Raw genomic sequence first — 25,109 nt, 5'->3', positions numbered from 1 at the left:
GAGACGGACTATGAGCACATATCTAAATCATAAATCGCTGATGGGTTGCGTCTTTGCCACTGGCCTGTTGGGCGCTATCCCTCCCATGGCGCTGGCTGGGGAAAGTTCAATGGATCACGGTTCGATGGAAACCATGGACCATAGCAAGATGGGGGTTATGGATCACAGCAAAATGAACATGAACCAGGGCCAAATGGACGGCATGGAGAGCATGGACCACAGCAATATGAGTATGGATGCAGGAGCGACCACCACGAGTCGTACCCCCATTCCCGTACTTACCGACGCTGATCGTGCAGCCGCCTTTCCACCGGTGGCTGGTCATGGCGTCCACGACAAAAAACTCAACTCCTTCATCCTGCTTGATAAGTTCGAGTATCAGGATGCGGACAACGGCAGCGCGCTGAGCTGGGATGCAAAGGGATGGATCGGTGGAGACGTTGATCGCCTGTGGTTGCGTTCGGAAGGTGAACGTACCAATGGTGTAACCGAGAGCGCCGAACTCACAGCACTGTGGGGGCACTCAATCGGCCCATGGTGGGATGTCGTCACCGGTGTACGCCAAGACTTCAAACCCGGCTCACCACAGACTTGGGGCGCTCTTGGTATTCAGGGGATGGCCCTCTACAACTTCGAAACCGAAGCGACTGCTTACATCGGTGAGAACGGCCAAACTGCCGCTCGGTTCGAGGGTGACTACGACATTCTGCTCACCAATCGCCTGATCTTGCAGCCGACCGCTGAAGCGAATCTCTATGGGAAAAACGATCCTCAGCGCGGCATTGGCTCGGGCTTGGCGAATACCGAAGTGGGCTTGCGTTTGCGCTATGAAATTGTCCGTGAGTTTGCCCCCTACATAGGGGTGACCTGGAATCGCTCCTACGGCAAGACCGCCGACCTGGCCGAAGACGAAGGACAAAAGACCAACGAGGCTCGATTTGTAGCCGGTATTCGGATGTGGTTCTGAGTCATTTTGCCTGAGCAACACCATCATGAACTTTGAGTGATCGCGGAAACTTCTCCCCCACTCAGGGTAGAAACATCAATCACGCCCATGCAGCGGGTATCGAAACTTCAGATGTACTTCTGTTGTTTCGCCGAAGGTTCGCACCGCTGCCAAGGCAAAGGAAAATATCCATGCAAAGCAACTTCCGCCTGCGAGCATTACGCATCGCGACAGTCGCGGCACTGTTCATTGGTTCAACGGCTCACGCAGCACAGGCCTTGACCATCGATGTTCATCGAGATGCAAACTGCGGTTGTCGGCCTTACTAAAGCTGGCACCGATCAGATCATTGCTGAATACCCAGGAACCTAATCTGAATTTTCCCTCAATCCTTGCATGGTCACTGCCCATGCAAGTGATGCTTAGACTTTTTGCTTCGTACCAGTAGCAGCATGAAAGCAGCCGCAGAAAATACCGCCCCAGCATAGAGGTCATTTCTGATCCGTAGGTTTGCCGGTAAGGCCCCTAGCCCCCACTTGCCAGCAGCATGAAAACACCTCCCTCCAGGTTGAAAATCCTGAATTCGGCTCCCTTCAACTCTAACGGCGTGGTGTCAGCGGTAAGAGCAGCCAGTCGCCACGACTGGATCAATTATGTCCCTCCGCGTAGCAATGCCAAGCCAAGCCAAACGTCAGCCTCTAGCCCTTTTTATGCCTACCAAATATCAGAACTCTATGGCGGGCGGACACGACAGCGTCTTAGTATACCCCCCCATAGTATATTTCGATGTCGAGATGAAATCATGAGTCACACCGTCCAGGACAAGAAAAAGCTATTGAATCGTGTCAGTCGTATTCGTGGCCAGCTCGAAGCGATCGAGCGTGCGCTGAACGAGGAGCGTGATTGCATTGAAGTACTCCAGCAAATTACCAGTTGCCGGGGAGCCATGAATGGTCTCTTGACCGTGGTATTGGAAGACCATATCCGCACGCATTTGGTTGACGCGGACTTTGCCGACGGCAAAGAGCCGAATGATGCCAAAGAGCAACTGATCGAAATCGTCCGCAGCTACTTCAAGTGAATTCAAAATGAACAACCTGTATGACGCACCGTTTAATGTCGGTCATGATCACGTCTTTCTAGGCGTAGGCCATGAAAAAAATGAGCGCAAAACATGGGCTGTGATTGCTCTGTGCACGGCCACGATGTTGGTCGAGATCATCGGCGGGAACCTGTTCGGTTCACTTGCACTGGTCGCGGACGGTTTACACATGTCTTCCCACGCCGTTGCCATGTTGATCGCTGCACTGGCCTACACCTATGCGCGCAAGCACGCCAATGATCGGCGGTTCGTGTTTGGTACCGGCAAGCTTGGTGATCTGGCGGGTTTCACGAGCGCCATCATTCTCGCGATGATCGCCTTATTGATAGGCTACGAAGCCGTTTCCCGCTTCCTGTCCCCGGTTCCCATTCACTTCAGCGAAGCGATTCCAATCGCCGTCGTGGGCTTGGCGGTGAATATCGCCAGTGCCTGGCTGCTGAGCGATCATGGGCATGACCACGTGCATAGCCATGGACACAGTCATGGGCATGCCCAAGGCGATGACCATGATGACCATCATGAAGAGATGCAGCGTATTGTCACTTCTGAGGGAGTGTTCGAACTGTCGATCTTCGAAGAGGGTATTCCACCTGTATTTCGCCTTTCCCGCGAAGGCTCAGGCTCCTTGCTCTCGGCAGGCGATGTCACGGTTACGACGATACGCCAGGACGGTTCGCGGCAAGTGTTTAACTTTATGCAGAAAGCCGGCTTTCTGGAATCCACCAGCGAAATTCCCGAGCCGCATGGTTTCAAGGTAGCAGTTGCCCTGCCATCCGGTGAACAGATCGTCGAGTTCGCAGAGCATGCTCACAACGTCCATGGTGTGGACAGCCGCGACCACAATATGCGAGCCGCTTATATTCACGTTATTGCAGACGCAGCCGTGTCCGTTATGGCCATTGTCGGTTTGCTGTTGGCACAGTTATTTGGCTGGCTGTGGATGGATCCGCTGGCCGGTATCGTTGGGGCACTAGTGATCGCCAACTGGTCCTACGGTCTGATACGCCAGACCGGTGTGATCTTGGTGGATGCCAGTGCAGACACTCGAGTTGAAGGCAAGATCAAGACGGTCATCGACGAGGTCGGTGACAAATTGGCGGACTTGCATGTTTGGCGGCTCGGCCCTGGGCATCTCGGAGCGGTGGTTTCGGTCATCACACGCGAGCCTAAACGGACCTCGCGGTTTTACCATCAGCATCTCGCCCAATTCAAAGGGTTGTCCCATCTCACTGTTGAAGTGCATCCGGAAGCGGAGGTCTGAGCAATGGCATGGCTGAGAGCTTCGTGAAGGAAAAAATCGGCGAGGTGTTATAGATACGCCAGCCGCTCATCACCAGGACGAGCACTGCGATGACGTTGATCCAGTGGGTCAGCCGTAACCAAATCGGGTGAATAGTTTGGGGGCTACTCATAATTTCTATCCTGTCGGTACAGCGCCGACGAATCCCCCCGACCACCACGAAATGTGCTGGCTCCCCCCCCCATGTTTAACCTGCAACTCCACTGGAGTTGCAAACAGCGCCGACCTGGCGACGTATCTATCAAGACTAGCATCGGCTTATAGACGCCGTTTTACATAATTCATCCTGGGTAAGCTGGTAAGCAGCATTACTCATGCTCCAGTGCCTCGATGATTGGACAATTCAACCTTCCATCTCCGGCGTCACATTGCTGCACCAAGCTGACTAGGTTCTTTTGCAACGCGGCAAGGTCGGCGATTTTCTGTTCAATCAGCGCCAGCTTGCTGACTGCTAATGCCCGGGTCTCGATGCACGCACAACCTTTATCCAGCCGTAACAGTCCACCGATTTCCGATAGCGTAAAGCCGAGCGGCTGTGCTCGTTTGATAAAGCGCAGGCATTCTGCCTGCTCCACCGCATAGCGGCGGTGACCACCCACCGGCTTGGTAGGCTCCTCAGCAGGCCAAGCCGCTGGTAATAGCGAATTGTCTCGACATTCACTCCAGCTGCATCCGCCAGTTTTCCAATGGTCAGCTCTTTCGACACCACGTTCCCCTTGACTCCGTACCTAGGTACAGGGTTTAGAGTATCACTTGGGCAAACAGGCTCAAGGAAACCGACATGGCATTTATCACGGGGAAAAATTCGCTGTTCGCCAGTGCGCTTGCCGCTATTGGTGCATCCGTATGTTGTGTCGGACCACTGGTATTGCTGACCCTTGGGATCGGCGGCGCCTGGGTCGCAAATCTGACGGCACTGGAGCCCTATCGCCCGATCTTCATCGGGCTGACGCTGTTATTTCTCGGTTTAGCCTTCTACAAGCTCTACCTTGTACCGCAGGCCTGCACTTCGGGTTCGTCTTGCGCTGTCTCTCGTCCCCTCAAGCGACAACGGTTCATTTTCTGGTTGGTTGCAGTACTACTGCTCGGCCTATTGGCCGTGCCTTGGTTCGCCCCACTGTTTTACTGAGAGAAGATCACCATGCGCCAACTACTGATTGCCCTGCTCGTCAGCTTACCCTTGGCAGCTCTGGCCGCCCCACCAGCTTCCGTTACGCTCGGCGTTCAGAACATGACCTGCGAGGTTTGCCCGATCACAGTGAAGAAGGCACTACAGAAGGTACCAGGCGTAACTGCGGTCACGGTCGATTTCGACAAGAAAACGGCCACAGTGACCTTCGACCCGGACCAAACCACGTACGAAGCGCTCACCAAGGCGACAATGAATGCAGGCTACCCCTCCACCGTGCAGAAGTGATGCCCCATGAGTACCATTGTTCTTGAGTCCGTGCTGACCTGCCCGCACTGTGGTTTCGCCCGGCAGGAAACCATGCCCACAGATGCCTGCCTGTACTTTTACGAGTGCAATAACTGCAAGAAACTACTGCGCCCTGATCCGGGCGACTGCTGTGTGTTCTGCTCCTTCGGCTCGGTGAAATGCCCACCCATTCAAGCGCAGCGAGGGTGTTGTGGATAGGAAGCACAGCAGGCTGATGCGCTGTTGCTGTTTTGATACAACAACTGCACACATCAGATGCATAAGGACGCTTGACCCAACACTCACAAACTGAATTTTGGCCTATCCCTTGGAGCACTCAGTCTGAGGAGTTATTCCAACGTTTGCCCCGCTTGTGCGATAGCTTTCCAGGTCTTGCCTTCGTCTTGCGACAGATAGACGTCACGCTTGATCGTCGCCATCGCCCACTCCTGAGCATTAGTAGGGCTCTGTGCCAGGTAAGCGACCGCATCCTGATTGAGTGGTGGCAAGCCGAGGGCGCTGATCTCGTGGGTCTTCAGGTCCAGGGTCGAAAGCAATGGCACCTTGTTAAAGCTGCCGAACCATAAACTCTTTCCGTCAATGCTGAAGCTGACGCTCAGCACCTGCACGTTCTGGATAACTGACTGGAAGTGCTCGCCGGCATCGCTCGATAAAAACAGGCCGCTGCTGGTCGCCACAGCAACTGTTTTGCTATCCGTAGGGTGCACCGCCAACGCACTTGGCTCTGGCCCCATTCCCTGCGCCGAAGCATGCTGCCAGGTGGCTCCGTCGTTCAGGCTGTAGTACAAGCCAGCAGAGGTCATTTTCGAGTTTGGGTGCGTGTTGTAAACGTAGATAGCGCCGCTGTCGAATCCACTGGCTAACAGATGAAAGTCCGACTCTCCTTGAAATCCAAGCTGCTGCCAGGTACTCCCGCCATCACTGCTCTTGATTAGCCCGAAAGGATTGACCAGGCCACCGCCACTGGCCGGATGGCCGCTGCTATAGATCGCCTGACGGCCGGCAGAAAAGCCCATGTAGTCGTGTTCAGGCCCAGGCGCCTTGCTCCAGTGGCCATCACGGTACAGGGCCAGGCCGTCATGGCTGGGGATGGACAGCTGTTGCCCATCCTGGCTGAAAGCGAGCCCGTGGACATGCTTCAAGGTGACCGTCGTCGCGGCGCCGGCAGTCAGGTGGGTGAGCCCAATCAACACTCCAATCGATATCGTCCGGCGTAGAGTCGTTCCCAGATACATAATCCCTTCTCCAATTGTGATTGAGCCCTTGCTGGTTGTTGTTACTTCGGCTGCGCCACGGTGCGCAGGCAGGGCTTCAACGTCTTGAAGCCCTGTGGGTATTTCTTTCTGGCCTCTTCGTCGGACACCGACGTGGGAATGATGACGTCCTCGCCCGGCCGCCAGTTCACTGGGGTGGCGACCGCGTGTTTGGCGTTTAATTGCAGCGAATCGAGCAGGCGCAACACTTCGTCAAAGTTGCGCCCGGCACTCATCGGGTAGATCAGCATCGCCTTGACCTTCTTGTCCGGGCCGACGATGAATACCGAACGCACCGTGGCGTTGTCCACGGCGGTGCGTGAACCGCCACCGGCATTCGGGTGAATCATGTCGTAGAGCTGAGCCCGACTATCTTGGTGTTGCGTTTGTCGAACTCCGGCTTGAGTCCAGCCATATAACCGAGTTCGGTGGTACAGACAGGGGTGAAATCCTTCGGATGCGAGAACAGGATTGCCCATTTGTCGCCAATCCACTCGTGGAAGTGGAGCGGGCCATCGGTGCTTTCGGCGGTGAAATCCGGTGCTTCGTCGCCAAGTATAGGAGACACACCAAGACAAGGCGAAAACCAGGGTATGTACCCTGTAGGCCATTGAATTAGAAAATCTTTCTGCGTCATCCGCATTAAACTGGTTACTCCGCCGACAGACCGGCCTCAATCCTCTTTTCGCGGACTCGTCCAGCAATCGAGTTGCTGCTTGACCTTACCGCAGTGGCAAGGTCCAACCTCATAGCAGAGAGGTTCCTCAGGAGGTTGCTGATGGCCAGCCTATTCCCCCATACCACTACCACCACGTCTAATCTTGTCCAGCAATGGACGCTCGGCGTAGCGGGAATGACCTGTGCCTCCTGCGTAGCACGTGTCGAGAAAGCATTGACCCGAGTGCCTGGTGTTTCTGCCGCCAGTGTCAACTTGGTCAGCGAAACGGCAACCGTCGAAGTTGATGTCAACGCAGCACTGACGCCCCTGCTCCAGGCCGTAGAAGACGCGGGCTACCGCGTGAACGAAGATGAACTGGTCTTGGCCATCGGCGGCATGACTTGTGCCTCGGGCGTCGGGCGTCGGGCGTCGGGCGTCGGGCGCGGGAGGATCTAATGAACATTGGTGAGGTGGCAAGTGTCAGCGGCTTGTCCACTCGAATGATCCGCTACTACGAGCGCATTGACCTGATCCCGCAGTCACAGCGCACGCTGTCTGGTTATCGCGTCTACTGCGAGCGCGATGTACACATTTTACGTTTCATCCACCATGCACGAGATCTGGGATTACCGATCGAGCGGGTTCGTGCCTTGTTAGCGTTATGGCGGGACCGCAATCGTCCTGACGACGAGGTTCAGGCCATCGCGCTGAGCAACATCGATGCGCTGAATGCGCGTATCACCACGCTTCAGGTCATGCGTGAGGCCCTGTCGTATCTGACCGAGCACTGCGATGACTCTGAGCAACCACTTGGGCCGGTTCTGGATGACCTATCTACCACGACTTGCCCGAAAGGAGAGCATCATGACTCGTAATAAACCCTCAATGATCCAACTGGGCGTCGGTGCTGCCATTATCTTGGCGGTAGCCTATGTCTTGTTTCCAGCTTTTCAAGCCTGGATCGTGGCGAACGCGCTGATCTTTCTGGTGCTGCTGTGTCCGCTGTCGATGGTGTTTTGTATGCGAAACATGCACAGGGATGCGCCCACTACGGGTGACACACAGGAGGTCAAACCGATCAAACGTGATCCAGGCGATAGGCCGTGAGCGGTAACTGTTTACATGCTCAACGAGTTGGACCTGGCTGTTTAGCGAGTCCTTGTTTTTACACAGAGAGGTTCTTATTGACCTTCAGACCCAATCCGACGGCCCTTTCTGACAGATTCGTAATTGTACAGTCCGCTACCAGCCGCTAGACTCCCCAGCATGAAACGCTACCTGCGGTGTTGTCTCATTTTCCTGATTAGCTTGGCGCTTCCCCTCAGCGGGATGGCGGGTGTTCAGGCGCCAACTGAGCCTTGCCCGATGAAGACGATGGGCATGGCGATGATGGACGGTATGGGGCAAGACTGCTGCCATGACATGAAAAGTCCCACCGAGCACGGCAAACCCTGTAAGCCAGGTCAGGAATGCAAGAGCGGCAGTTTGCTGCAAGTGTCGATTGTGAAACATTCCACCCGCTTTTCCAGTCCGCTGGTGCTATCCCTCTTCAGCGACTTCCTGCCCGTTCATGCCCCGTCCGGGGTCTGGCGACCGCCTCGTATTTGATTCCTGTACCACACTGAGGCTCATCCTGCTTTAGCGGGATGGCATTTCTGCGTGCATGTCTAAGAGGCGCGCAGTGGAACATCACAGGAATCGTGAACATGAACTCCAAGTGCTATTGCACAGGTTGGTCCCTAGTGGCCGGCCTGGCGGCATGCGTGCTGGCATTGCCGAGCCTGGCCGCCCAACTGACACTCGATGAAGCCTTGCAGTTGGCCGAAAACAACGCCCCGTCACTGACCGCCCAAGCCGCCAAACTGCACGCTGCCAGCAGTGCTGCTATTCCCGCCGGCGAACTACCCGACCCGAAGTTAAAACTCGGCGTGCAGAACTATCCCATTGGCGGCCCCAATCGCTGGAGTATTGACCAGGACTTCATGACCATGCAGATGGTTGGGGTCATGCAGGAAGTACCCAACCGCGACAAACGCCGAGCGCGCATTGACGTTGCCGATGCGGCCGTTGACCGAGCAGCGGCCGAAGGTCGTGTCGAGCGCCTGAACGTCCGTCAGGCCACGGCACTGGCCTGGATCAGCAGCTATTCCATCGAACGTAAAGAGGTCCTGTTCCAGGACTTTTACAAAGAAAATCGGCTGTTGGCCGATACCGTCCGGGCACAGATCGCCGGTGGTCGTGCCCAACCTGCCGATGCAGTGACACCCAAGCAGGAGGCGGCTCAATTAGCAGATCAACAGGACGACCTAGTCCGCCTGCGTGCTCAAGCCCGGGCTGCGCTCAAGCGCTGGATTGGGCCGGCGGCCAACGACGAACCCACTGGTGGCTTGCCGCAATGGCCCGTCGAGACCTCAGGTTACACCCGCAAACTGCAACATCACCCTGCGCTGGTGGCCTTTGTGCCGATGACTCGCGAGGCGCAAGCCAAGGTGCGTGAAGCCGAGGCGGAAAAGCAATCCGACTGGAGTTGGGAACTCGATTACCAACACCGTGGCAGTCAGTTCGGTGACATGGTCAGCGTGCAGTTCAGTTTCGATCTGCCACTGTTTCCCGACTCCCGTCAAAATCCAAAGATCGCTGCTAAACACGCTGAACTGAACCAATTGGAGGCTGAGCGTGAAGTCATGGTGCGTGAGAAAAACCAGCAACTGGAGGAGGATTTGGCCGAATACGAACGCCTGAATCGTGCCGTGCGCCGCAGTCAGGAAAGCCTGGTACCCCTGGCCAAAGAAAAGGTCGGACTGACCATGGCCAGTTACCGCGCAGGGAAAGGCGACCTGACGGCTGTCGTCGCGGCTCGACGTGAACTCATCGAGGTCCGACTCAAACAAGTCGACATCGAAGAACAGCGAGCCCTGACCAATGCGCGCTTGTATTTCAATTACGGGGAAACCAGCCTATGAGCACTCGAAAATGGAAAACGGCTGTGTTGACTGGCGTGTCGGTCGCCCTAGGGGTTGCAGGCGGCTACTGGTTCGCTCAGCAGCGTATGAGCGCAATGCCTGATGCGCTCACCGAGCAGAGTCCCAAGACACAAGACCAACGCAAGGTGCTGTATTGGTACGACCCGATGAAGCCGCAGCAGAAATTCGATAAGCCGGGCAAATCCCCCTTCATGGACATGCAACTGGTGCCGCAATACGCTGACGCCGCAACGAACGGCGCCGCCATCAGCATCGACCCAAGCCTGACCCAGAATCTCGGCCTGCGCCTGGCGACAGTCACCCGTGGAGTCCTCGCCTCTAGCCTGGACGTAGTCGGCGTGCTGGCGTTCAACGAGCGGGATGTCGCCGTGATTCAGGCGCGTACCGCAGGTTTTGTCGAGCGGGTCTATACCCATGCTCCCGGCGATGTGCTCAAAGCCAATGCGCCATTGGCGGATATCCTGGTACCGGAGTGGGCCGCGGCTCAGGAAGAATTCCTCGCATTGAAGCGTAATGGCGATGCTGACTTGCTGGTGGCGGCACGCCAAAGGTTGCACCTCACCGGGATGCCGGCGGCGCTGATTGCCCAGATAGAGCGCAGCGGTAAGGTCCAGCCGAACCTGACCCTCACCAGCCCCATTAGCGGTGTGCTGCAAGAGTTGGATGTACGTACGGGTATGACCGTGGCGGCCGGCGAGACTCTGGCTCGAGTCAATGGCTTGAGTAGCGTCTGGCTAGCCGTGGCCGTTCCAGAGTCGGAGACGGGATCGATCGTCCTCGGTCAAACGGTCGAAGCACGCCTGCCAGCCTTCCCTGGGACTGTGCTCAAAGGCGTGGTCAGCACGATTCTTCCCGAAACCAATCCGGACAGCCGCACCGTTCGCGTGCGGGTCGAACTGGCCAACCCTGATGGGCGACTCAGACCGGGTATGACGGCGCAGGTACACTTGAATCGTTCGACTGAGCAAAGCGTGTTGTGGGTGCCGAGCGAGGCGCTCATCCGCACCGGCCGGCGCACGCTGGTGATGCTCGCCGAAGCCGCGGGTCGCTACCGTCCGGTAGAGGTTCAGCTTGGGCAGGAAAACGAAGGCAAGACGGTGGTGTTGAACGGTCTGGAGGAAGGCCAGCAGGTGGTCTCCTCTGGACAGTTCCTGCTCGACTCCGAGGCCAGCCTCAAGGGCATCGTCGCAAGCACGCTGGAAATGCCAGCACCTCCAACCGCCGCCTCTGCCCTTCATGAGTCGGAGGGGCAAGTCCTACAGATCAATAGCAAAGACGTAACGCTCGCCCATGGTCCCTTCAAAACATTGGGCATGCCAGGCATGACCATGACCTTCCCATTGGCGGACCCTGCGCTCATGCAAGGGCTCAAATCGGGCGACAAGGTTCGGATCGCAGTGAGCCAAACCGATGATGGTTTGCGCGTTGAGCGTCTGGAAAAACTAGGGGGCCAGCCATGATCGCTGCCCTTATCCGCTGGTCTGTGGCCAACCGCTTCCTGGTCCTGCTGGCCACGTTATTCGTCACTGCCTGGGGCGTCTGGTCGGTTCAGAGCACCCCCATCGATGCACTGCCGGACCTCTCCGATGTTCAGGTGATCATCCGCACCCCCTACGCGGGGCAAGCGCCGCAAATTGTCGAGAACCAGGTGACCTATCCGCTGGCGACCACCATGCTCTCGGTACCGGGAGCGAAAACCGTACGCGGTTACTCCTTCTTCGGCGACAGCTTCGTTTACGTGCTGTTCGAAGACGGTACCGATTTGTATTGGGCTCGCTCACGAGTACTGGAGTATCTGAGCCAGGTACAAAGCCGCTTGCCAGCTACGGCCAAACCGGCCTTGGGACCAGACGCCACCGGGGTGGGCTGGATCTATCAATACGCCCTGGTGGATCGCACCGGTGGACATGATTTGGCGCAACTGCGCGCCCTTCAGGACTGGTTCCTCAAGTTCGAACTCAAGACGCTGCCCAACGTTGCGGAAGTGGCCACCGTGGGCGGTATGGTCAAGCAATACCAGGTGCAGCTCGACCCACTCAAACTGGCCAGCCTGGGCATCACCCAGGCGCAAGTGACCGAGGCGATTGGCAAGGCCAATCAGGAAACCGGTGGCGCCGTACTGGAGATGGCGGAGACTGAATTCATGGTCCGCGCCTCAGGCTATCTGAAGACCCTCAATGACTTTCGCGCGATCCCGCTGAAGCTCGGTGCTGGTGGCGTGCCAGTGACCCTTGGCGATGTGGCGACAATCCAACAGGGGCCGGAGATGCGTCGCGGCATCACCGAACTCGACGGCGAAGGCGAGACCGTCGGCGGTGTGGTGATTCTGCGCAGCGGCAAGAATGCTCGCGAGACCATTGCGGCGGTGAAGGCCAAGCTCGACGAACTGAAAAGCAGTCTGCCGGCCGGGGTGGAAATCGTCACCACTTACGACCGCAGCAAGTTGATCGACCGCGCCGTGGAAAACCTCAGCCACAAACTGATCGAGGAGTTCATCGTCGTCGCGCTGGTCTGCGGGATCTTTCTCTGGCACCTGCGCTCATCCCTGGTGGCCATTATCTCCTTGCCGGTGGGGGTGCTGATTGCCTTCATCGTGATGCGCTATCAAGGCATCAACGCCAACATCATGTCCCTGGGCGGGATCGCCATCGCCATCGGCGCCATGGTCGATGCTGCCGTGGTGATGATCGAGAACGCCCACAAGAAGATTGAGGCTTGGCACGTGGCCAATCCGGGGGAAGAACTGAAGGGTGAACGTCATTGGCATGTAATGACCGAAGCGGCGGCAGAGGTAGGCCCGGCGCTGTTCTTCTGTTTGTTGATCATCACTCTGTCGTTCATTCCAGTGTTCACCCTGGAGGCTCAAGAGGGCCGCCTGTTTGGTCCCCTCGCCTTCACCAAGACCTATGCCATGGCTGCGGCAGCCGGACTGTCGGTGACTCTGGTACCGGTGCTGATGGGCTACTGGATTCGAGGACGAATTCCCAGTGAACAACAGAACCCGTTGAACCGGTGGTTGATTCGGATCTATCAGCCAGCCCTGGACTCAGTCTTGCGTCGACCAAAGATCACGCTGTTGGTGGCGCTGCTGGTCTTTCTCAGCGCGCTATGGCCGATCTCTCGCTTGGGTGGCGAGTTTCTCCCCGCGCTGGACGAGGGGGATTTGCTCTATATGCCTTCGGCCCTGCCGGGGTTGTCGGCGCAGAAAGCGGCGCAGCTGCTGCAACAGACTGACCGTCTGATAAAGACCGTGCCTGAAGTCGAACACGTCTTCGGTAAGGCGGGCCGCGCCGAAACCGCCACCGACCCGGCACCGCTGGAGATGTTCGAGACCACCATCCAATTCAAGCCGCACGAGCAGTGGCGCCCTGGGATGACCCAGGAGAAGTTGGTGGAGGAACTGGATCGAGTGGTACGGGTTCCTGGGTTGACGAATATCTGGATACCGCCAATCCGCAATCGCATCGACATGCTCGCCACCGGGATCAAGAGCCCGATCGGGGTGAAAATTGCCGGCACCAACTTGACCGAGATCGATGCGGCCACCCAGGCGGTCGAGCGAGTGGCCAAGGGTGTACCCGGTGTCAGTTCGGCTCTGGCCGAGCGACTGACTGGTGGTCGCTATATCGATGTGGATATCGACCGCAAAGCCGCCGCCCGCTATGGACTGAATATCGCCGATGTGCAGTCCATCGTGGCCGGCGCTATCGGCGGTGAAAACGTCGGCGAAACCATTGAAGGGCTTGCACGCTTCCCGATCAACGTGCGTTACCCACGGGAGTGGCGTGACTCGCTCGGTGCCATGGAGCAGCTGCCGATCTATACCCCGCTAGGTAGCCAGATCACCCTCGGCACAGTGGCCAAGGTCAAGGTCAGTGACGGTCCGCCGATGCTCAAAAGCGAGAACGCACGACCTTCAGGTTGGGTGTACATCGATGTGCGTGGTAGGGACATTGCCTCTGTGGTCGCTGATCTACGACGGGTCGTCAATGATCAGGTCAAGTTGCAGCCCGGTATGAGCCTGAGTTACTCAGGACAGTTCGAGTTTCTCGAAAGGGCTAACGCACGACTCAAACTGGTGGTGCCTGCCACGCTGTTGATCATCTTCGTGCTGCTCTACCTGACTTTTGCCCGCTTCGATGAGGCTTTGCTGATCATGGCCACTCTGCCATTCGCCCTTACTGGCGGGGCATGGTTCCTCTATCTGTTGGGGTTCAACCTGTCAGTCGCCACCGGGGTCGGCTTTATCGCCTTGGCCGGTGTTTCCGCCGAGTTTGGCGTGATCATGCTGCTCTACCTGAAGAATGCCTGGGCCGAACGTGAAGACCTCGGCGACAGCACTGAGCGCGGTCTGGTTGCGGCGATTCGTGAAGGCGCCGTGCAGCGTGTTCGACCCAAGGCCATGACCGTGGCCGTCATCATTGCTGGCTTGTTACCCATCTTGCTGGGCAGCGGGACCGGCAGCGAGGTGATGAGCCGAATTGCTGCACCCATGGTCGGCGGCATGGTCACGGCACCCTTACTTTCCCTGTTTGTCATTCCGGCAGCCTATCGCTTGATGCGTCGCCGGCACCTCTCAGTTGAACCCGTCAACCCTCAAGGAAAAGTCGCATGACTTGCCCTGATTGCAGTTGCAAGCACCGTATTTACGCTGTCTCTTTCGGCCCACGTCAGCGGATATGCCGGGCATGAAAATGGATGGAATGGAGGGCATGCAGATGAAGCAGGAAACAACGCAGGCTCCAGTGGCCAAAGCCGAGGGCACGGTCAAGGCCGTCGATACCACGAAACATACGGTGACTATCGCCCATGGCGCCGTACCGGCCGTGCAGTGGCCCGCCATGACCATGGCATTCAACGCAACAACCAAACAATTGGCAGGCCTGAAGGCTGGGGATCGAGTAGCGTTTGAGTTTCGTGCCGAGGGAATGACAGCCACTATCGTGTCGATCAAGACCGTGACCCGCGATTTCCTCAAGCGCAATAATCTGATCTGAGGACGTTCATGAAGACCGCCGACGGCTTGCAAACACGCATCACGCAAATCAATCCGCGCCTGGGTGATTGGGCTTTCAACTTGCAATGCCATGGGCACTGGATAGCACAGGCGCGTCAGGCGCGCCTTGATCTGCTGGTGTTTCCCGAGCCGTCACTCACCGGTTATGGCTTGGGCGCATAAGTGCTGGAGGTCGCCTGTTCGCGGGATGACCCGCGACTGCTGCAACTGGCCAGCGAGTGCGGTGAGTTGCAATGCGTGGTCGGCTTTGTTGAACAGGCGTCACCCGGCGAGCTGTACAACGCTTTGGCTATCTTGCGCGAGGGTCGGGTACTGGCGGTGCATCGCTCCTGCCCTTGTCTGTAGAAAGGCCCCCCGCCACATTGCCAACCACGAAGAGTATCGAGAAGCCGATAAATCGGACTTCGCATTACAAGGTTGCAGTGGCATGAAGTTCGAGGTCGGGGGAACCCGCGACATTTTTATCTGATTTCTCTACAGGTGCGATCTTTTAAGTTCGCCCCCCCTTCCTCGAGGACTAACTCGCGCAACGTATCAAGAAACAGCTTGAGCACCGGCGAGTCATCGTCCGCGCGGTAAGTGGCGTACAGCGGCACTTCCGGCAATGCCGGTGTCAGGCGACGAAACACCAGCCCGGCTGGCGCCATCTGCTCAATGGACGCTGGCAACAGCGCCACACCGAAACCGGCCCGCACCAGGCTCAGCAGGGTTTGCACCTCGATCACCTGCTGACGAATCTGCGGAGTAAATCCGGCCTTGATGCAGCATTGGTAAAGAAAATCGGCAAACCGCGACTGCTTGAGTTCCAACGCTACGAATGGTTCCTGCGCCAGGTCCGAAGGAGCCAGGCATTCGCGTCGGGCCAACGGATGAGCAACGGGCATCACCACCCGGATCGGCTCGTAGATCAGCAGTTCATTGCGCAACTGCGGATCGTCATAGCCGACCCGGAACACACAGGCATCGATGCGTTTCTCCTTCAACGCCATGACCTGCGCCGCCGGGGTCATTTCATGCAGACGCCAATTGACCTGCGGATAGCGCTCCCGAAACAGATGCAAGGCCCGTGGCAGCACGCCGACCATCACCGAGCTGATCATGCCGATTTCCAGCTCGCCCAACTGCCCGCGGCCGGTCTGACGCGTCAGGTCCAGCGCACGGTTCAGTTGTTCGAACACCAGCGGCGCCTGTTCCTTGAGCATCTGCCCGGCCGCGGTCAGCTCGACCCGGTGATGACTGCGTTCGAACAGCGGCGTGCCGAGTTCTTCCTCCAGCAGACGAATCTGCTGGCTCAACGGCGGCTGACAGATGTGTAACCGCGTGGCAGCGCGACCGAAATGTAACTCTTCGGCCAGTGCCATGAAATAGCGCAGCAATCGCAGGTCCATGACGGCTATCCCAGAGTCAGTGGTGTCGAGCGCTGACGAACCCCGGTCAGGCTGAATAGCGCATTAGCGATGGCCGGGGCCACCGAAGGGCTGCCCAGTTCACCGACGCCGCCGGGTTTGCTCGGCTCGCCGTCCAGCACCAGGATGTCCACCGCCGGCATGTCGGACATGCGAGTCACCCGGTAGTCATGGAAGTTGCTCTGCACCACCCTGCCCTGTTTGATGTCCATCCGGTCGAACAGCGCGTGGCCGAGGCCCCACATCAGGCCGCCGTAAATCTGTTCTTCGACACCACCCGGCGACACGGCCAGACCGCAATCGACCACGCAGGTGAGTTTCTCGACCTTGATCACGCCATCCTTTTTCGACAGTCGCGCGACCACCGCGATGAAGCTGGTGTAACCCTGATTAGTGGCGATCCCCAATGCCGTCCCTTCAGGCAACGGCTGGCCCCAACCGGCGCGTTCGGCAGCGCTTTTGAGCACCGCGACGTGCCGAGGGCGATCGTGCATGTTGGCCAGGCGAAAGGCCAAAGGATCCTGCCCGGCACCGTGGGCCAGTTCGTCCATGAAACTTTCCACGGCAAACACATTGGGAATGAAACTCACGGAGCGATACCAGCCGCTGGGCACGTTGCTTTCGTGCCTGACCCAGACCAGGTCCAGATTCGCAGGACGATAAGCAAAGTCCCACGCGGTGATAGCCTCGGTAGTGCTGTAGTCCATGTGGTCGGGGCGTTCGAAATAGCCCGGCTCCCACTGCTCCGGCGAGGCGGGCGACACCGCATTGAGCTGCAACGCGGTCAACCGACCCTGAGCATCCAGCGCACCTTTGACTCGATGCAGAGTCGCCGGGTGCATGAACAGCGCACGCATTTCGTCTTCACGGCTGTTCATCAACTTGACTGGCACCTTGGCCTGCTGCGCCAGGTATGCCACTTCGAACAACCAGTACTTGGCCTCCCGCGCCCCGAAGCTGCCACCGGACACCAACTCATTGATGGTGACCTTGTCCTTGGCGATCTTGCACACCGTTTGCGCAGCTTCCAGCGCCGAGGATGGCACCTGAACGCCGCCCCAGTAGGTAATGGCGTCATTCTTCACCTCTGCTGTAATGCAGATCGGCTCCAGCGGGTTCTGCACCTTGTACGGCATGCGATAGTCGGCTTCGAGCAGCTTCGCGGCTTTCGGCCATTGAGCGCTTACATCTCCCGCCGCCATGGCTGACACCCGTTGTGTGGTCTTGTCGTCAATGGCCGCCGCTTGGGCCGTCGCCAGTTTATCGCTGTCGAATCCGGCCAGGGGCGAGTCGCTCCATTGCACCTTGAGCAATTCGCGGCCCTGATGGGCGGCCCAGTAGTTGTCGGCCAGCACGGCAACCCCCTCCTGATTACCGCCCAGCACGTCAGGTCTGCCAGGAATCGCAATCACTTTCCGCACGCCCGGCACTTGCAGGGTAGCGCTGGAGTCCAACGCCAGCACTTTCGCACCAACCACTGGCGTGCGCTGAATCACCGCCACCAGCATCTCCGGCAATTCCACGTCGATGCTGTACTTGAAGCGCCCGCAGACCTTGGCCGCCGCATCGCGCTTGTGCCGCAGTTTGCCGATGTACTTGAACTGCGCCGGGTCCTTCAGAGTGACCTTGGCGGGTGCCGGCAAATGCGCGGCGACACCCACCAATTCGCCGTAGCCAAGGCTGCGCTTGCTGGCGGTATGCACCACGCGACCCTCTTCGGTGTTGCAACTGTCGGTGCGGACTTTCCACTGTTTGGCCGCCGCCGCAATCAACAGTGCGCGGGCCGTCGCGCCGGCCATCCGCAAGCGATCGTATTCCAGCGACACGCTGGTGCTGCCACCGGTGGAATAGACTTTCCAGATCGGATGAATGTAGGCCTCGAAGAACGGATTTTCCGGGGTGATCACCTGCACCGTCATCGGGTTGACATCCAGCTCCTCAGCCACACAAGCAGCCAATGCAGTCTGGGTGCCGGTGCCGGAATCGTGCTTGTGCACCACCAGTTTCACCGTGCCGTCGGGCAATACACGGACCCAGGCATTCGGTTCGAATTCGCCGGTAGGTGCAGGCGCCTTGGGGGCCGACGCAGCGATGCCTGAGGGTAGATAGAACGCAATCGCCAGACCGGACGCAACGGTGGCTGCTTGCTTTAGGAAGATGCGGCGCGGCAGTTCGACCAGAGTGTCGTCGATAAAAGACATCACGCCTCCTTCGGCGCAGCAGCCGCGCGCTTGATGGCTTTGTTGATTCGCCCGTAAGTGCCGCAGCGGCACAGGTTGCCGGACATGGCGTTACGGATTGAGTCATCGGTGACCGCCGCCCCGGTGTTGAGCAGCGCGGCGGCGGACATGATCTGACCGGATTGACAGTAACCGCATTGCGGCACATCTTCGGCAACCCAGGCCAATTGCAGCGGATGCTGTTCGGTGGGTGACAAGCCTTCGATGGTGGTGATGCTGTGCCCCGCCACGGCGGCGACCGGCAGTTGACAGGAACGTACCGCGACACCGTCCAGGTGCACGGTACAGGCACCGCACAGGCCCATGCCGCAACCAAACTTGGTGCCGGTGAGTTTCAAGTGGTCTCGCAACACCCATAACAAGGGCATGGAGGGCGATGGCTCTACCAACTCGTGTCGTTCGCCGTTTACCGTGAATTCGATCATTGTCAGGCTCCAAGAGAGCGGCCCGTCTTTGTGCAGGCCTGGTCGCCGATTATTGGGAGCCTGCGCAAAAACGGGCCAGCGACGATTTCTGCCATCCTGTGTAAGTAGGACTAACAGCATGTACAAGCGATACCCGTCGGTGCAGTCCATGAGTGCCTTTATCCAGGCCGCTCGCAGCGGAAGCTTCTCCAGCGCCGCGCGCAAGCTCGACCTGACCCACAGTGCGATCAGCCAGCAGATCCGCAGCCTGGAAGACTTCATCGGCCAGCCGCTGTTCGTCCGCGAAGGCGGCGGCAGCAACCTGACCGATGCCGGGCAATTGTTTGCCAGCGTGCTGTCCGACGGCCTTGCGCAGATCGACCGGGCGCTGTCCTCGGTGAAAAACCGCAGCGTCGCGCAACGGTTGACGATCGATGTGGACAGCGAGTTGGCCCAGAGCTGGCTCAATCCACGGCTACCGGAACTGCTCGATTTATTGCCAGACCATGAAGTGGTATTGCTGTCGATGCCGCGATCGGATCGCAGTTCGTTCGAGCGGGTGGACCTGGCGTTGCGCTACGGGTATGGCGATTGGGAAGACTGCGAGATGTCGCAGATTTGTGGTGATAGCGTCCGGGCCGTGGCATCGCCTGCGTTGCTGGAAAGGCATGGTTTGCAGGTGCCGATTACTCCCGCGCAGGTGCTGGAATTACCTTTGTTGGGGTACACGCGCCGGTCGTGGATTCCCTGGCTGGATGCCGCGGGAATGACCCCGACAGAGCCGGGGGCGCGAGTGGTTTTTGATAATGCGGCGAACCTGATTGCTGCCGCCGAGGCTGGGGTTGGCGCGGGACTGGTGCGCGGGTTGCTGGCGGCGGATGCGTTGCGTTCGGGGCGGTTGGTGGAACTGAACGACGCGAAGATTGCGGCGCATTACAACCTCTACGCGGTGTGGCCGCCGGGACAGGCCGAGCGGGTGGCGCCGGTGGTTGAGGTGATCAAGACGCTGGCTCTGCAAACACTGATCTGACGCCTTCGCGAGCAAGCCCGCTCCCACATCTGGAATGCGTTTCCCTGTGGGCGAGCCTGCTCGCGAAAAAGGTCCGCACATCCACCACAAAAACCTGCCCGATATCGAACACGTATCAACCCCTCGCCCAATTAATATTGTACGAATCCGATCCCCCCTTCCAATACTCCTTCCCAAGCAGCCAGCGTCCCGAGCCGGGTGCGACCAGGCGAGGGAATGCGCAGCAATGCGCATAGAAATGGCCGATTGCCCGGGACATGGCTGCTGCGAACCGCAAGGTTCCCTTCCCCGCTATCAGGAGATCGACTTCAATGATCATCGATATCAGTTGCTATCCCACCGACCTGGTGGACCTCGCGTGGAGGCATGACGGTGACCCGTTCACCGGCGAGCGTCTGCTGGAGATGATGGATGGCCCCTACATGGTCAACGGCAAACCTCGCCGCATCGACAAAGCCTTCATCCAGCCACCACAAGGCAACACCATTTACACCTGGACCGACGGCGACCTCACCGGACGCGAGTCCATCGATGCCTACATGGCTTACACGCTGAAGATGGTCCAGACCTACCCGGATCGCTTCATTGGCTGCTTCGTCTACAACCCGCGCTGCGGTGTGGAAAACGGCGTCGAGGCAATCGAGCGCTACGTCAAGGAACACGGCTTCAAGATGGTCCAGATGCAGGCCAACATGCACGCCTATCGCCCGGATCGCGCGCTGGACTGGGTCCGTCCGGCCTTCGAGAAATGCGCCGAGCTGGGCATCCCGGTCAAGCTGCACACCGGCGACGGGCCTTACAGCATCCCGTCGGAATGGGTGCCGATGATCAAGGAGTTCCCCAACGTCGACTTCATCATGGCGCACTTCGGGGTACAGACTGGCGGCGTCTATGTCTTCGAACCGATGCAATGGGCGATGGAACTGCCCAACGTCTACTGCGAATCGGGCTGGTGCCTGCAATCGCGGATCGTCGAGTTCGCCAAGGTCTTGCCCACCCACAAAATCCTCTTCGGCACCGACACCCCGCCGAACGAGCCGGGCATGTGGCTGCGCCTGCTGGAAGTGCTCTGCCATGAGCCGCCGCAAGGTCTGAATCTCGACGAGGACACCCTCGAAGAATACCTGGGCAATAACACCGCACGGATGATCGGCCTCGAACCGACCCCGCCGCCACGTTCCGTGTCCGAAGCCGAGGCGCAGTTGAAGCGCCCTGTCACCACCCAACTGGCCAGGAGCTGAACCGATGATTATCGATACCCATCTGCACCCCACCAACCTGGTCGATGAGGCCTGGCGCCACACCGGTGAACCGTTTACCGGCGAGCGCATGCTCAAGCTGATGGACGGCCCGTACATGATCAACGGCAAACCGCGCCGCATCGACATGGGTTTCATCCAGCCGCCACCGGGCAACACCGGTTACCGCGACGGCAACCGCCGGGGCCGCGAAGGCGTGCGCGACTACATGTCCTACGTCGCCGAGCTCTGCGTGAAATACCCGGATCGCTTCATCGGCAACTTCAACTTCAACCCGCGCTGGGGACCGGAAAACGGTGCAGCAGAGCTGGAATTCCACATCAAGGAATACGGCTTCAAGATGCTCAAGCTGCACGCCAACATGCACGGCTATCGCCCGGACCGCGCGTTGGACTGGCTGCGCCCGGCGATGAAAGTCTGCGCCAAGTACAACATCGTGGTGCTCATCCACACCGGCGACGGCCCGTACACCATCCCGACGATGTTCTACCCGATCATCCGCGAGTTCCCTATGGTCAACTTCATCATCGGTCACTTCGGCATCCAGACCGGCGGCAACTACTCGTTCGAAGCGTTCTGGATGGCCATGGACACGCCGAACGTGTACTGCGAATCCGGCTGGTGCTTCCAGTCGCGGATCGTCGAGTTCGCCAAGGAGCTGCCGCGCAACAAGATCGTCTTCGGCACCGACTCGCCACCGAACGAACCGGGCATGTGGCTGCGGGAACTGGAAGTGCTGTGTTCGCCGGCACCGCAGGGCTTGGGGATCGATGAGGATCACCTTGAGGACTACCTGGGCAACAACATCGCCCGGTTGTGCGGCATCGAACCGACACCGCCACCCAAGGACCTGATCGAGGCGGACATTCGTCTGACCACGACTTACCTGTAACAACCGAAGCTTTTCAGGCGTACAGAAGAACCGGCGTTCGATCGACCGGCAGGCCAACGGCTTGTCGATCGAGCGTCGCCCTCAGCCCTGCGCGCCTGCTTTTTACGAGGTGAAACCATGACCCTCTCTACGCTCGGCGACACCCAGGACTTCCACGATTTCATCGACGCCTATCGCCGGCAATACCCGGACGATGTGCTGACCGTTCACCAATCGCTTTCGGCAGACCAGGACGTCACCGCCCTGGTCGATGCCTTGGCCACCCAAGGTCGCGATCCGCTGCTGATCTGCGAAAAAGTCGGCACGCTCGGCGTGCCGGTGGCCACCAATCTGTTCGCTTCCCGGACCCGCATCGCGCGGATCTTCGGCGTCCCCCCGGCGCAGTTGCACGAGACTTTCCAGACCCGCGCCAATCATCCGATTGCGCCCCGCTACGTGGAAACCGGTCCGGTGCTGGATGAGATTTTCGAAGGCGAAGCCGTGGACCTGGCGCTGCTGCCGATGCTCAAGCACTTCGACAGTGATCGCGGACCGTACATCACCAACGCCATCATCATTGCCGAAGACCCGGTCACCGGCATCGCCAACATGAGCTATCACCGCTCGATGCGCCATGCCCGGCAGACTCTCGCCACCAGCCTGCATTCGCGCGGTCACCTGTGGCGCATGCTGCAAACCGCCCGCGAACGCGGCGAAGAATTGCACGTGGCGATGGTGGTCGGCGCACACCCGCTGTTTATGCTTGCCGCAGCAGCACGTTTACCGTTCGGCAGCGATGAACGCGAAGTGGCCGGCGGCCTGTTCGGCGCACCGTTGGAGCTGGTCAAAACACCGCGCTATGGCATCGGCGTACCGGCCTATGCCGAGTTCGTCCTGGAAGGCGCCATCGACCCGGCGGCCTATGCCGAGGAAGGTCCGTTCGGCGAGTTCAGCGGTTACTCCTCGGACCGTTCGACCAATAATGTGCTGCGGGTCGACACCCTGATGCGTCGCAAGGACGCCTGGCTGGTGGACGTGGTCGGCGGGCGTTACGCCGAACACCTGACCCTGGCGCGGCTGCCCCGGGAAGCGGAGATGAGCGAGAAACTCAAGGCACGTTTCCCCGCCGTCACCGCCGTGCACTACCCCAACTCCGGCACGCACTTTCATTGCTACGTGGCGCTGGATCAAAGCCGCGACGGTGAGGCGCGGCAGATCATGCTCGCCCTGCTCGGCTGGGACCCATACTTGAAAACCGTGATCGCGGTGGACAGCGACATCGACATCACCGACGACAGCCAAGTGCTGTGGGCGTTGGCCACGCACTTTCAGCCGCATCAGGATATGTTCGTCATCGACGGTTTGCCCGGCAGTCCGCTGGACCCGTCGTCCTCGGTCAACGGCACCACGTCGCGCATGGGCCTCGATGCCACACGCGGTTCGGGGTTCGACGGGATCAAGGCGCAACTGGATCAGGATGTGGTCGAGCGCGCACGCAACCTGCTGAAGAGCTATCAGTCATGAACCGCCAGCGCATGGTGGTCGGCATCAGCGGCGCGTCGGGCTTCATCTACGGCGTGCGCCTGCTGGAGTTGCTGGCTGAGTTGAACATCGAAAGCCACCTGATCATCAGCCGTGCCGCGCTGCTGACCATGGCCCATGAAACCGACTACAAACTGGCGGACGTCACCGCGCTGGCGAGCCACTATCACCGCTCCGACGACGTAGCCGCCGGGATCGCCAGCGGTTCGTTTCGCTGCCTGGGCATGGTGGTCGCGCCGTGCTCCATGCGCACATTGGCGGAGATTGCCACCGGCACCTCCTCGGGGCTGATCGGCCGCGCTGCCGACGTCACCTTGAAAGAACGCCGGACCTTGGTGTTGATGGCGCGGGAAACGCCGCTGACCCTCGCCCACCTGCGCAACATGACGGCCGTCACCGAGATGGGCGGCATCATCGCCCCGCCGGTTCCGGCCTTCTACGCCCGCCCGCAAACCCTTTCGCACATGGTCGATCACAGCCTCGGCCGTGTCCTCGACCTGTTCGGCCTCGACGCCGGGACCGCGCTGCGCTGGGGTGAACCCGGCCCATCGGCCACCGGCCATTTCGCAACAACAAAGGAGCTCGCATGAACAGCCCATTCAACGCCCCTGCCCCGAACCGCAAAATTCCAGTGACCATCCTTACCGGTTTTCTCGGCGCCGGCAAAACCACCCTGCTCAACTACATCCTCAAGGAGAACCACGGCCGCAAGATTGCCGTGATCGAAAACGAATTCGGCGAAGTCGGCATCGACGGCGACCTGGTGCTCAGCTCCGAGACCGAAGAAATCTACGAGATGGTCAACGGCTGCGTGTGCTGCACCGCCGAGGTGCGCGAGGACCTGGTGCGCATCGTCCGCGAACTGGTGGCACGCCCGGTGCGGCTGGATCACATTTTGATCGAAACCAGTGGTCTGGCCGATCCGTACCCGGTGGCGCAGAGCTTTTTTATCAACGACCCGATTGCCGATGAAGTGGAACTGGACGCCATCGTGACCATGGTCGACGCCAAGCACATCGCCCAGCATCTGGAGGATTTGCAACTGGATGGCGTGGATAACCAGGCGGTGGACCAGATCGTCTGTGCCGACCGCATCGTCATCAACAAGATCGACCTGGTCAGCGAGGACGAGGTGGAGGTGCTGCGCGGCAAGATCCGGGGTCTCAATGCCACCGCAGATCTGGTGACCTCCAGCTACGCCGAGATCGATCTGTCGAAGATCCTTGGTATCGGTGCTTTCGAGTCCACGCAAAAACTGATGGAAATCGGCTCGGAGCACGATCACCACGCCGATGAACATCATCACGATTTGGATCATGACCACGACCCCAGCGTGTCTTCAGTCGGCATCGCCGTGGACGGCGCGGTGAACCTGGGCGCGTTCCACCGCTGGATAAGCACGCTGCGCACCGAGCAGGCCGACAACCTTTACCGCATGAAAGGCGTGTTGGCGGTCGTGGATCAGGATCAGCGCTACGTGCTGCAAGGGGTGCACAGTCTCGTCGAGTTCCGTGCCTCCACCTCATGGGGCACCGAACCACGCTCCAGCAAGATTGTGTTCATCGGCCGCGACCTGGACCGCGCGGCGTTGAACCAAGGCTTTGCCGCCTGCCTGGCAGGCTGAACAAGGCCCGGAGTCGGTGGATGGCGGCTCCGGGA

25 protein-coding genes and 4 pseudogenes are annotated in these 25,109 nt (G+C 59.0%); 22 read left to right on the top strand and 7 right to left on the bottom strand.

Annotated features, from left to right (window positions below; genetic code table 11):
* The first annotated feature begins 10 nt into the window (after positions 1–10).
* From FQ187_RS24425 to dmeF, 3 genes are all read left to right on the top strand, one after another.
* The gene (locus tag FQ187_RS24425) at positions 11–967 is read left to right on the top strand and encodes a copper resistance protein B (RefSeq protein WP_149631436.1); all 957 of its coding nucleotides are present in this window, start codon (positions 11–13) and stop codon (positions 965–967) included.
* Between the two features lie 781 nt (positions 968–1,748).
* Positions 1,749–2,027 (top strand): metal/formaldehyde-sensitive transcriptional repressor, encoded by a 279-nt coding sequence (locus FQ187_RS24415; protein ID WP_149631435.1) that lies wholly within the window; start codon positions 1,749–1,751, stop codon positions 2,025–2,027.
* Between the two features lie 7 nt (positions 2,028–2,034).
* The gene (gene dmeF, locus FQ187_RS24410; protein ID WP_149631434.1) at positions 2,035–3,309 is read left to right on the top strand and encodes a CDF family Co(II)/Ni(II) efflux transporter DmeF; all 1,275 of its coding nucleotides are present in this window, start codon (positions 2,035–2,037) and stop codon (positions 3,307–3,309) included.
* Positions 3,310–3,331: 22 nt separating this feature from the next.
* Here dmeF and FQ187_RS30545 read toward each other — a convergent pair.
* Both FQ187_RS30545 and merR read right to left on the bottom strand, forming a co-directional pair.
* Positions 3,332–3,460: pseudogene (locus FQ187_RS30545) on the bottom strand (cytochrome B); the annotation flags it as partial.
* 196 nt (positions 3,461–3,656) lie between these two features.
* Positions 3,657–4,054: pseudogene (merR, locus tag FQ187_RS24400) on the bottom strand (Hg(II)-responsive transcriptional regulator).
* A 75-nt stretch (positions 4,055–4,129) separates the two neighbouring features.
* Here merR and FQ187_RS24395 point away from each other — a divergent pair.
* The 3 genes from FQ187_RS24395 to FQ187_RS30540 are packed head-to-tail and all read left to right on the top strand — an operon-like array spanning position 4,130 to position 4,984.
* Entirely contained in the window at positions 4,130–4,477 is a 348-nt protein-coding gene (locus FQ187_RS24395; RefSeq protein WP_149631433.1) for a mercuric transporter MerT family protein, read from the top strand.
* A 12-nt stretch (positions 4,478–4,489) separates the two neighbouring features.
* A complete protein-coding gene (merP, locus tag FQ187_RS24390; RefSeq protein WP_149631432.1) occupies positions 4,490–4,765 on the top strand; it encodes a mercury resistance system periplasmic binding protein MerP in 276 nt (91 codons plus the stop codon).
* Between the two features lie 6 nt (positions 4,766–4,771).
* The gene (locus FQ187_RS30540; protein WP_149631431.1) at positions 4,772–4,984 is read left to right on the top strand and encodes a GDCCVxC domain-containing (seleno)protein; all 213 of its coding nucleotides are present in this window, start codon (positions 4,772–4,774) and stop codon (positions 4,982–4,984) included.
* 131 nt (positions 4,985–5,115) lie between these two features.
* Here FQ187_RS30540 and FQ187_RS24380 read toward each other — a convergent pair whose 3' ends face one another.
* Together FQ187_RS24380 and FQ187_RS24375 are read right to left on the bottom strand one after the other, a co-directional pair.
* The gene (locus tag FQ187_RS24380) at positions 5,116–5,979 is read right to left on the bottom strand and encodes a F510_1955 family glycosylhydrolase (RefSeq protein WP_256667422.1); all 864 of its coding nucleotides are present in this window, start codon (positions 5,977–5,979) and stop codon (positions 5,116–5,118) included.
* A gap of 83 nt (positions 5,980–6,062) precedes the next feature.
* A pseudogene (locus FQ187_RS24375) lies at positions 6,063–6,607 on the bottom strand (redoxin domain-containing protein).
* 210 nt (positions 6,608–6,817) lie between these two features.
* Here FQ187_RS24375 and FQ187_RS24370 point away from each other — a divergent pair.
* The 10 genes and pseudogenes from FQ187_RS24370 to FQ187_RS24330 all read left to right on the top strand — a co-directional run bounded on the left by FQ187_RS24370 (position 6,818) and on the right by FQ187_RS24330 (position 15,043).
* Entirely contained in the window at positions 6,818–7,153 is a 336-nt protein-coding gene (locus tag FQ187_RS24370; RefSeq protein ID WP_371925555.1) for a heavy-metal-associated domain-containing protein, read from the top strand.
* Positions 7,153–7,572, top strand: a complete 420-nt coding sequence (locus FQ187_RS24365) for a MerR family DNA-binding protein (protein ID WP_149631429.1) — start codon at positions 7,153–7,155, stop codon at positions 7,570–7,572. The genes FQ187_RS24370 and FQ187_RS24365 overlap by 1 nt, the downstream gene beginning before the upstream one ends.
* Positions 7,562–7,804: a DUF2933 domain-containing protein gene (locus FQ187_RS24360; RefSeq protein WP_149631428.1), complete on the top strand. Its 243-nt coding sequence runs from the start codon at positions 7,562–7,564 to the stop codon at positions 7,802–7,804. The genes FQ187_RS24365 and FQ187_RS24360 overlap by 11 nt, the downstream gene beginning before the upstream one ends.
* A 159-nt stretch (positions 7,805–7,963) precedes the next feature.
* Positions 7,964–8,305, top strand: a complete 342-nt coding sequence (locus FQ187_RS24355) for a hypothetical protein (RefSeq protein WP_149631427.1) — start codon at positions 7,964–7,966, stop codon at positions 8,303–8,305.
* A 98-nt stretch (positions 8,306–8,403) separates the two neighbouring features.
* Positions 8,404–9,660 (top strand): TolC family protein, encoded by a 1,257-nt coding sequence (locus FQ187_RS24350; RefSeq protein WP_149631426.1) that lies wholly within the window; start codon positions 8,404–8,406, stop codon positions 9,658–9,660.
* The gene (locus tag FQ187_RS24345; protein ID WP_149631425.1) at positions 9,657–11,141 is read left to right on the top strand and encodes an efflux RND transporter periplasmic adaptor subunit; all 1,485 of its coding nucleotides are present in this window, start codon (positions 9,657–9,659) and stop codon (positions 11,139–11,141) included. Before FQ187_RS24350 ends, FQ187_RS24345 begins: the two co-directional genes overlap by 4 nt.
* Positions 11,138–14,296: an efflux RND transporter permease subunit gene (locus tag FQ187_RS24340; protein WP_149631424.1), complete on the top strand. Its 3,159-nt coding sequence runs from the start codon at positions 11,138–11,140 to the stop codon at positions 14,294–14,296. Before FQ187_RS24345 ends, FQ187_RS24340 begins: the two co-directional genes overlap by 4 nt.
* A gap of 6 nt (positions 14,297–14,302) precedes the next feature.
* Positions 14,303–14,678 (top strand): annotated as a pseudogene (locus FQ187_RS24335) (copper-binding protein).
* An 8-nt stretch (positions 14,679–14,686) separates the two neighbouring features.
* Complete coding sequence (locus tag FQ187_RS30035; RefSeq protein ID WP_178122758.1) at positions 14,687–14,860, top strand: hypothetical protein; 174 nt, start codon at positions 14,687–14,689, stop codon at positions 14,858–14,860.
* Positions 14,861–15,043, top strand: coding sequence for a hypothetical protein (locus tag FQ187_RS24330; protein ID WP_149631422.1), 183 nt, complete (start codon positions 14,861–14,863; stop codon positions 15,041–15,043).
* 116 nt (positions 15,044–15,159) lie between these two features.
* On the opposite strand, the gene FQ187_RS24325 is transcribed toward FQ187_RS24330, so the two are convergent.
* From FQ187_RS24325 to FQ187_RS24315, 3 genes are read right to left on the bottom strand one after another with little or no spacing between them, the layout of a single operon-like run.
* Complete coding sequence (locus FQ187_RS24325; protein WP_149631421.1) at positions 15,160–16,086, bottom strand: LysR family transcriptional regulator; 927 nt, start codon at positions 16,084–16,086, stop codon at positions 15,160–15,162.
* 5 nt (positions 16,087–16,091) lie between these two features.
* Entirely contained in the window at positions 16,092–18,305 is a 2,214-nt protein-coding gene (locus tag FQ187_RS24320; RefSeq protein ID WP_149631420.1) for a molybdopterin cofactor-binding domain-containing protein, read from the bottom strand.
* On the bottom strand, positions 18,305–18,769 hold the full coding sequence (locus FQ187_RS24315; RefSeq protein WP_129443731.1) for a (2Fe-2S)-binding protein: 465 nt from the start codon (positions 18,767–18,769) through the stop codon (positions 18,305–18,307). The genes FQ187_RS24320 and FQ187_RS24315 overlap by 1 nt, the downstream gene beginning before the upstream one ends.
* Positions 18,770–18,887: 118 nt before the next feature.
* Here FQ187_RS24315 and FQ187_RS24310 point away from each other — a divergent pair, with 118 nt between their 5' ends.
* From FQ187_RS24310 to FQ187_RS24285, 6 genes are all read left to right on the top strand, one after another.
* Positions 18,888–19,778 carry a LysR substrate-binding domain-containing protein gene (locus FQ187_RS24310; protein ID WP_129443730.1) on the top strand — a complete coding sequence of 297 codons (891 nt, stop codon included), beginning with the start codon at positions 18,888–18,890 and terminating at the stop codon, positions 19,776–19,778.
* Between the two features lie 311 nt (positions 19,779–20,089).
* The gene (locus FQ187_RS24305) at positions 20,090–21,019 is read left to right on the top strand and encodes an amidohydrolase family protein (RefSeq protein ID WP_090183042.1); all 930 of its coding nucleotides are present in this window, start codon (positions 20,090–20,092) and stop codon (positions 21,017–21,019) included.
* Between the two features lie 4 nt (positions 21,020–21,023).
* The gene (locus tag FQ187_RS24300; RefSeq protein ID WP_149631419.1) at positions 21,024–21,929 is read left to right on the top strand and encodes an amidohydrolase family protein; all 906 of its coding nucleotides are present in this window, start codon (positions 21,024–21,026) and stop codon (positions 21,927–21,929) included.
* 117 nt (positions 21,930–22,046) lie between these two features.
* Positions 22,047–23,432, top strand: coding sequence for a UbiD family decarboxylase (locus FQ187_RS24295; protein WP_149631418.1), 1,386 nt, complete (start codon positions 22,047–22,049; stop codon positions 23,430–23,432).
* Positions 23,429–24,040 carry a UbiX family flavin prenyltransferase gene (locus tag FQ187_RS24290; RefSeq protein WP_149631417.1) on the top strand — a complete coding sequence of 204 codons (612 nt, stop codon included), beginning with the start codon at positions 23,429–23,431 and terminating at the stop codon, positions 24,038–24,040. The genes FQ187_RS24295 and FQ187_RS24290 overlap by 4 nt, the downstream gene beginning before the upstream one ends.
* A complete protein-coding gene (locus FQ187_RS24285) occupies positions 24,037–25,074 on the top strand; it encodes a GTP-binding protein (RefSeq protein WP_129443726.1) in 1,038 nt (345 codons plus the stop codon). Before FQ187_RS24290 ends, FQ187_RS24285 begins: the two co-directional genes overlap by 4 nt.
* Positions 25,075–25,109: the final 35 nt, after the last annotated feature.

The sequence above is a fragment of the Pseudomonas sp. ANT_J28 genome (assembly GCF_008370005.1).
In the GTDB taxonomy this organism is placed as follows: Bacteria; Pseudomonadota; Gammaproteobacteria; order Pseudomonadales; family Pseudomonadaceae; genus Aquipseudomonas; species Aquipseudomonas frigoris.
This window is presented reverse-complemented; position numbering and strand designations above follow the sequence as displayed.

Bases quoted from the DNA above. Each gene is read 5' to 3' on its own strand.
- FQ187_RS24300 (WP_149631419.1), top strand. From the start codon at position 21,024: ATGATTATCGATACCCATCTGCACCCCACCAACCTGGTCGATGAGGCC.
- FQ187_RS24425 (WP_149631436.1), top strand. From the start codon at position 11: ATGAGCACATATCTAAATCATAAATCGCTGATGGGTTGCGTCTTTGCC.
- FQ187_RS24360 (WP_149631428.1), top strand. From the start codon at position 7,562: ATGACTCGTAATAAACCCTCAATGATCCAACTGGGCGTCGGTGCTGCC.
- FQ187_RS24355 (WP_149631427.1), top strand. From the start codon at position 7,964: ATGAAACGCTACCTGCGGTGTTGTCTCATTTTCCTGATTAGCTTGGCG.
- FQ187_RS24285 (WP_129443726.1), top strand. From the start codon at position 24,037: ATGAACAGCCCATTCAACGCCCCTGCCCCGAACCGCAAAATTCCAGTG.
- FQ187_RS24415 (WP_149631435.1), top strand. From the start codon at position 1,749: ATGAGTCACACCGTCCAGGACAAGAAAAAGCTATTGAATCGTGTCAGT.
- FQ187_RS24350 (WP_149631426.1), top strand. From the start codon at position 8,404: ATGAACTCCAAGTGCTATTGCACAGGTTGGTCCCTAGTGGCCGGCCTG.
- FQ187_RS24370 (WP_371925555.1), top strand. From the start codon at position 6,818: ATGGCCAGCCTATTCCCCCATACCACTACCACCACGTCTAATCTTGTC.
- FQ187_RS24310 (WP_129443730.1), top strand. From the start codon at position 18,888: ATGTACAAGCGATACCCGTCGGTGCAGTCCATGAGTGCCTTTATCCAG.
- FQ187_RS30540 (WP_149631431.1), top strand. From the start codon at position 4,772: ATGAGTACCATTGTTCTTGAGTCCGTGCTGACCTGCCCGCACTGTGGT.
- FQ187_RS24345 (WP_149631425.1), top strand. From the start codon at position 9,657: ATGAGCACTCGAAAATGGAAAACGGCTGTGTTGACTGGCGTGTCGGTC.
- FQ187_RS24295 (WP_149631418.1), top strand. From the start codon at position 22,047: ATGACCCTCTCTACGCTCGGCGACACCCAGGACTTCCACGATTTCATC.
- FQ187_RS24365 (WP_149631429.1), top strand. From the start codon at position 7,153: ATGAACATTGGTGAGGTGGCAAGTGTCAGCGGCTTGTCCACTCGAATG.
- merP (WP_149631432.1), top strand. From the start codon at position 4,490: ATGCGCCAACTACTGATTGCCCTGCTCGTCAGCTTACCCTTGGCAGCT.
- dmeF (WP_149631434.1), top strand. From the start codon at position 2,035: ATGAACAACCTGTATGACGCACCGTTTAATGTCGGTCATGATCACGTC.
- FQ187_RS24320 (WP_149631420.1), bottom strand. From the start codon at position 18,305: ATGTCTTTTATCGACGACACTCTGGTCGAACTGCCGCGCCGCATCTTC.
- FQ187_RS24395 (WP_149631433.1), top strand. From the start codon at position 4,130: ATGGCATTTATCACGGGGAAAAATTCGCTGTTCGCCAGTGCGCTTGCC.
- FQ187_RS24315 (WP_129443731.1), bottom strand. From the start codon at position 18,769: ATGATCGAATTCACGGTAAACGGCGAACGACACGAGTTGGTAGAGCCA.
- FQ187_RS30035 (WP_178122758.1), top strand. From the start codon at position 14,687: ATGAAGACCGCCGACGGCTTGCAAACACGCATCACGCAAATCAATCCG.
- FQ187_RS24305 (WP_090183042.1), top strand. From the start codon at position 20,090: ATGATCATCGATATCAGTTGCTATCCCACCGACCTGGTGGACCTCGCG.
- FQ187_RS24340 (WP_149631424.1), top strand. From the start codon at position 11,138: ATGATCGCTGCCCTTATCCGCTGGTCTGTGGCCAACCGCTTCCTGGTC.
- FQ187_RS24290 (WP_149631417.1), top strand. From the start codon at position 23,429: ATGAACCGCCAGCGCATGGTGGTCGGCATCAGCGGCGCGTCGGGCTTC.
- FQ187_RS24325 (WP_149631421.1), bottom strand. From the start codon at position 16,086: ATGGACCTGCGATTGCTGCGCTATTTCATGGCACTGGCCGAAGAGTTA.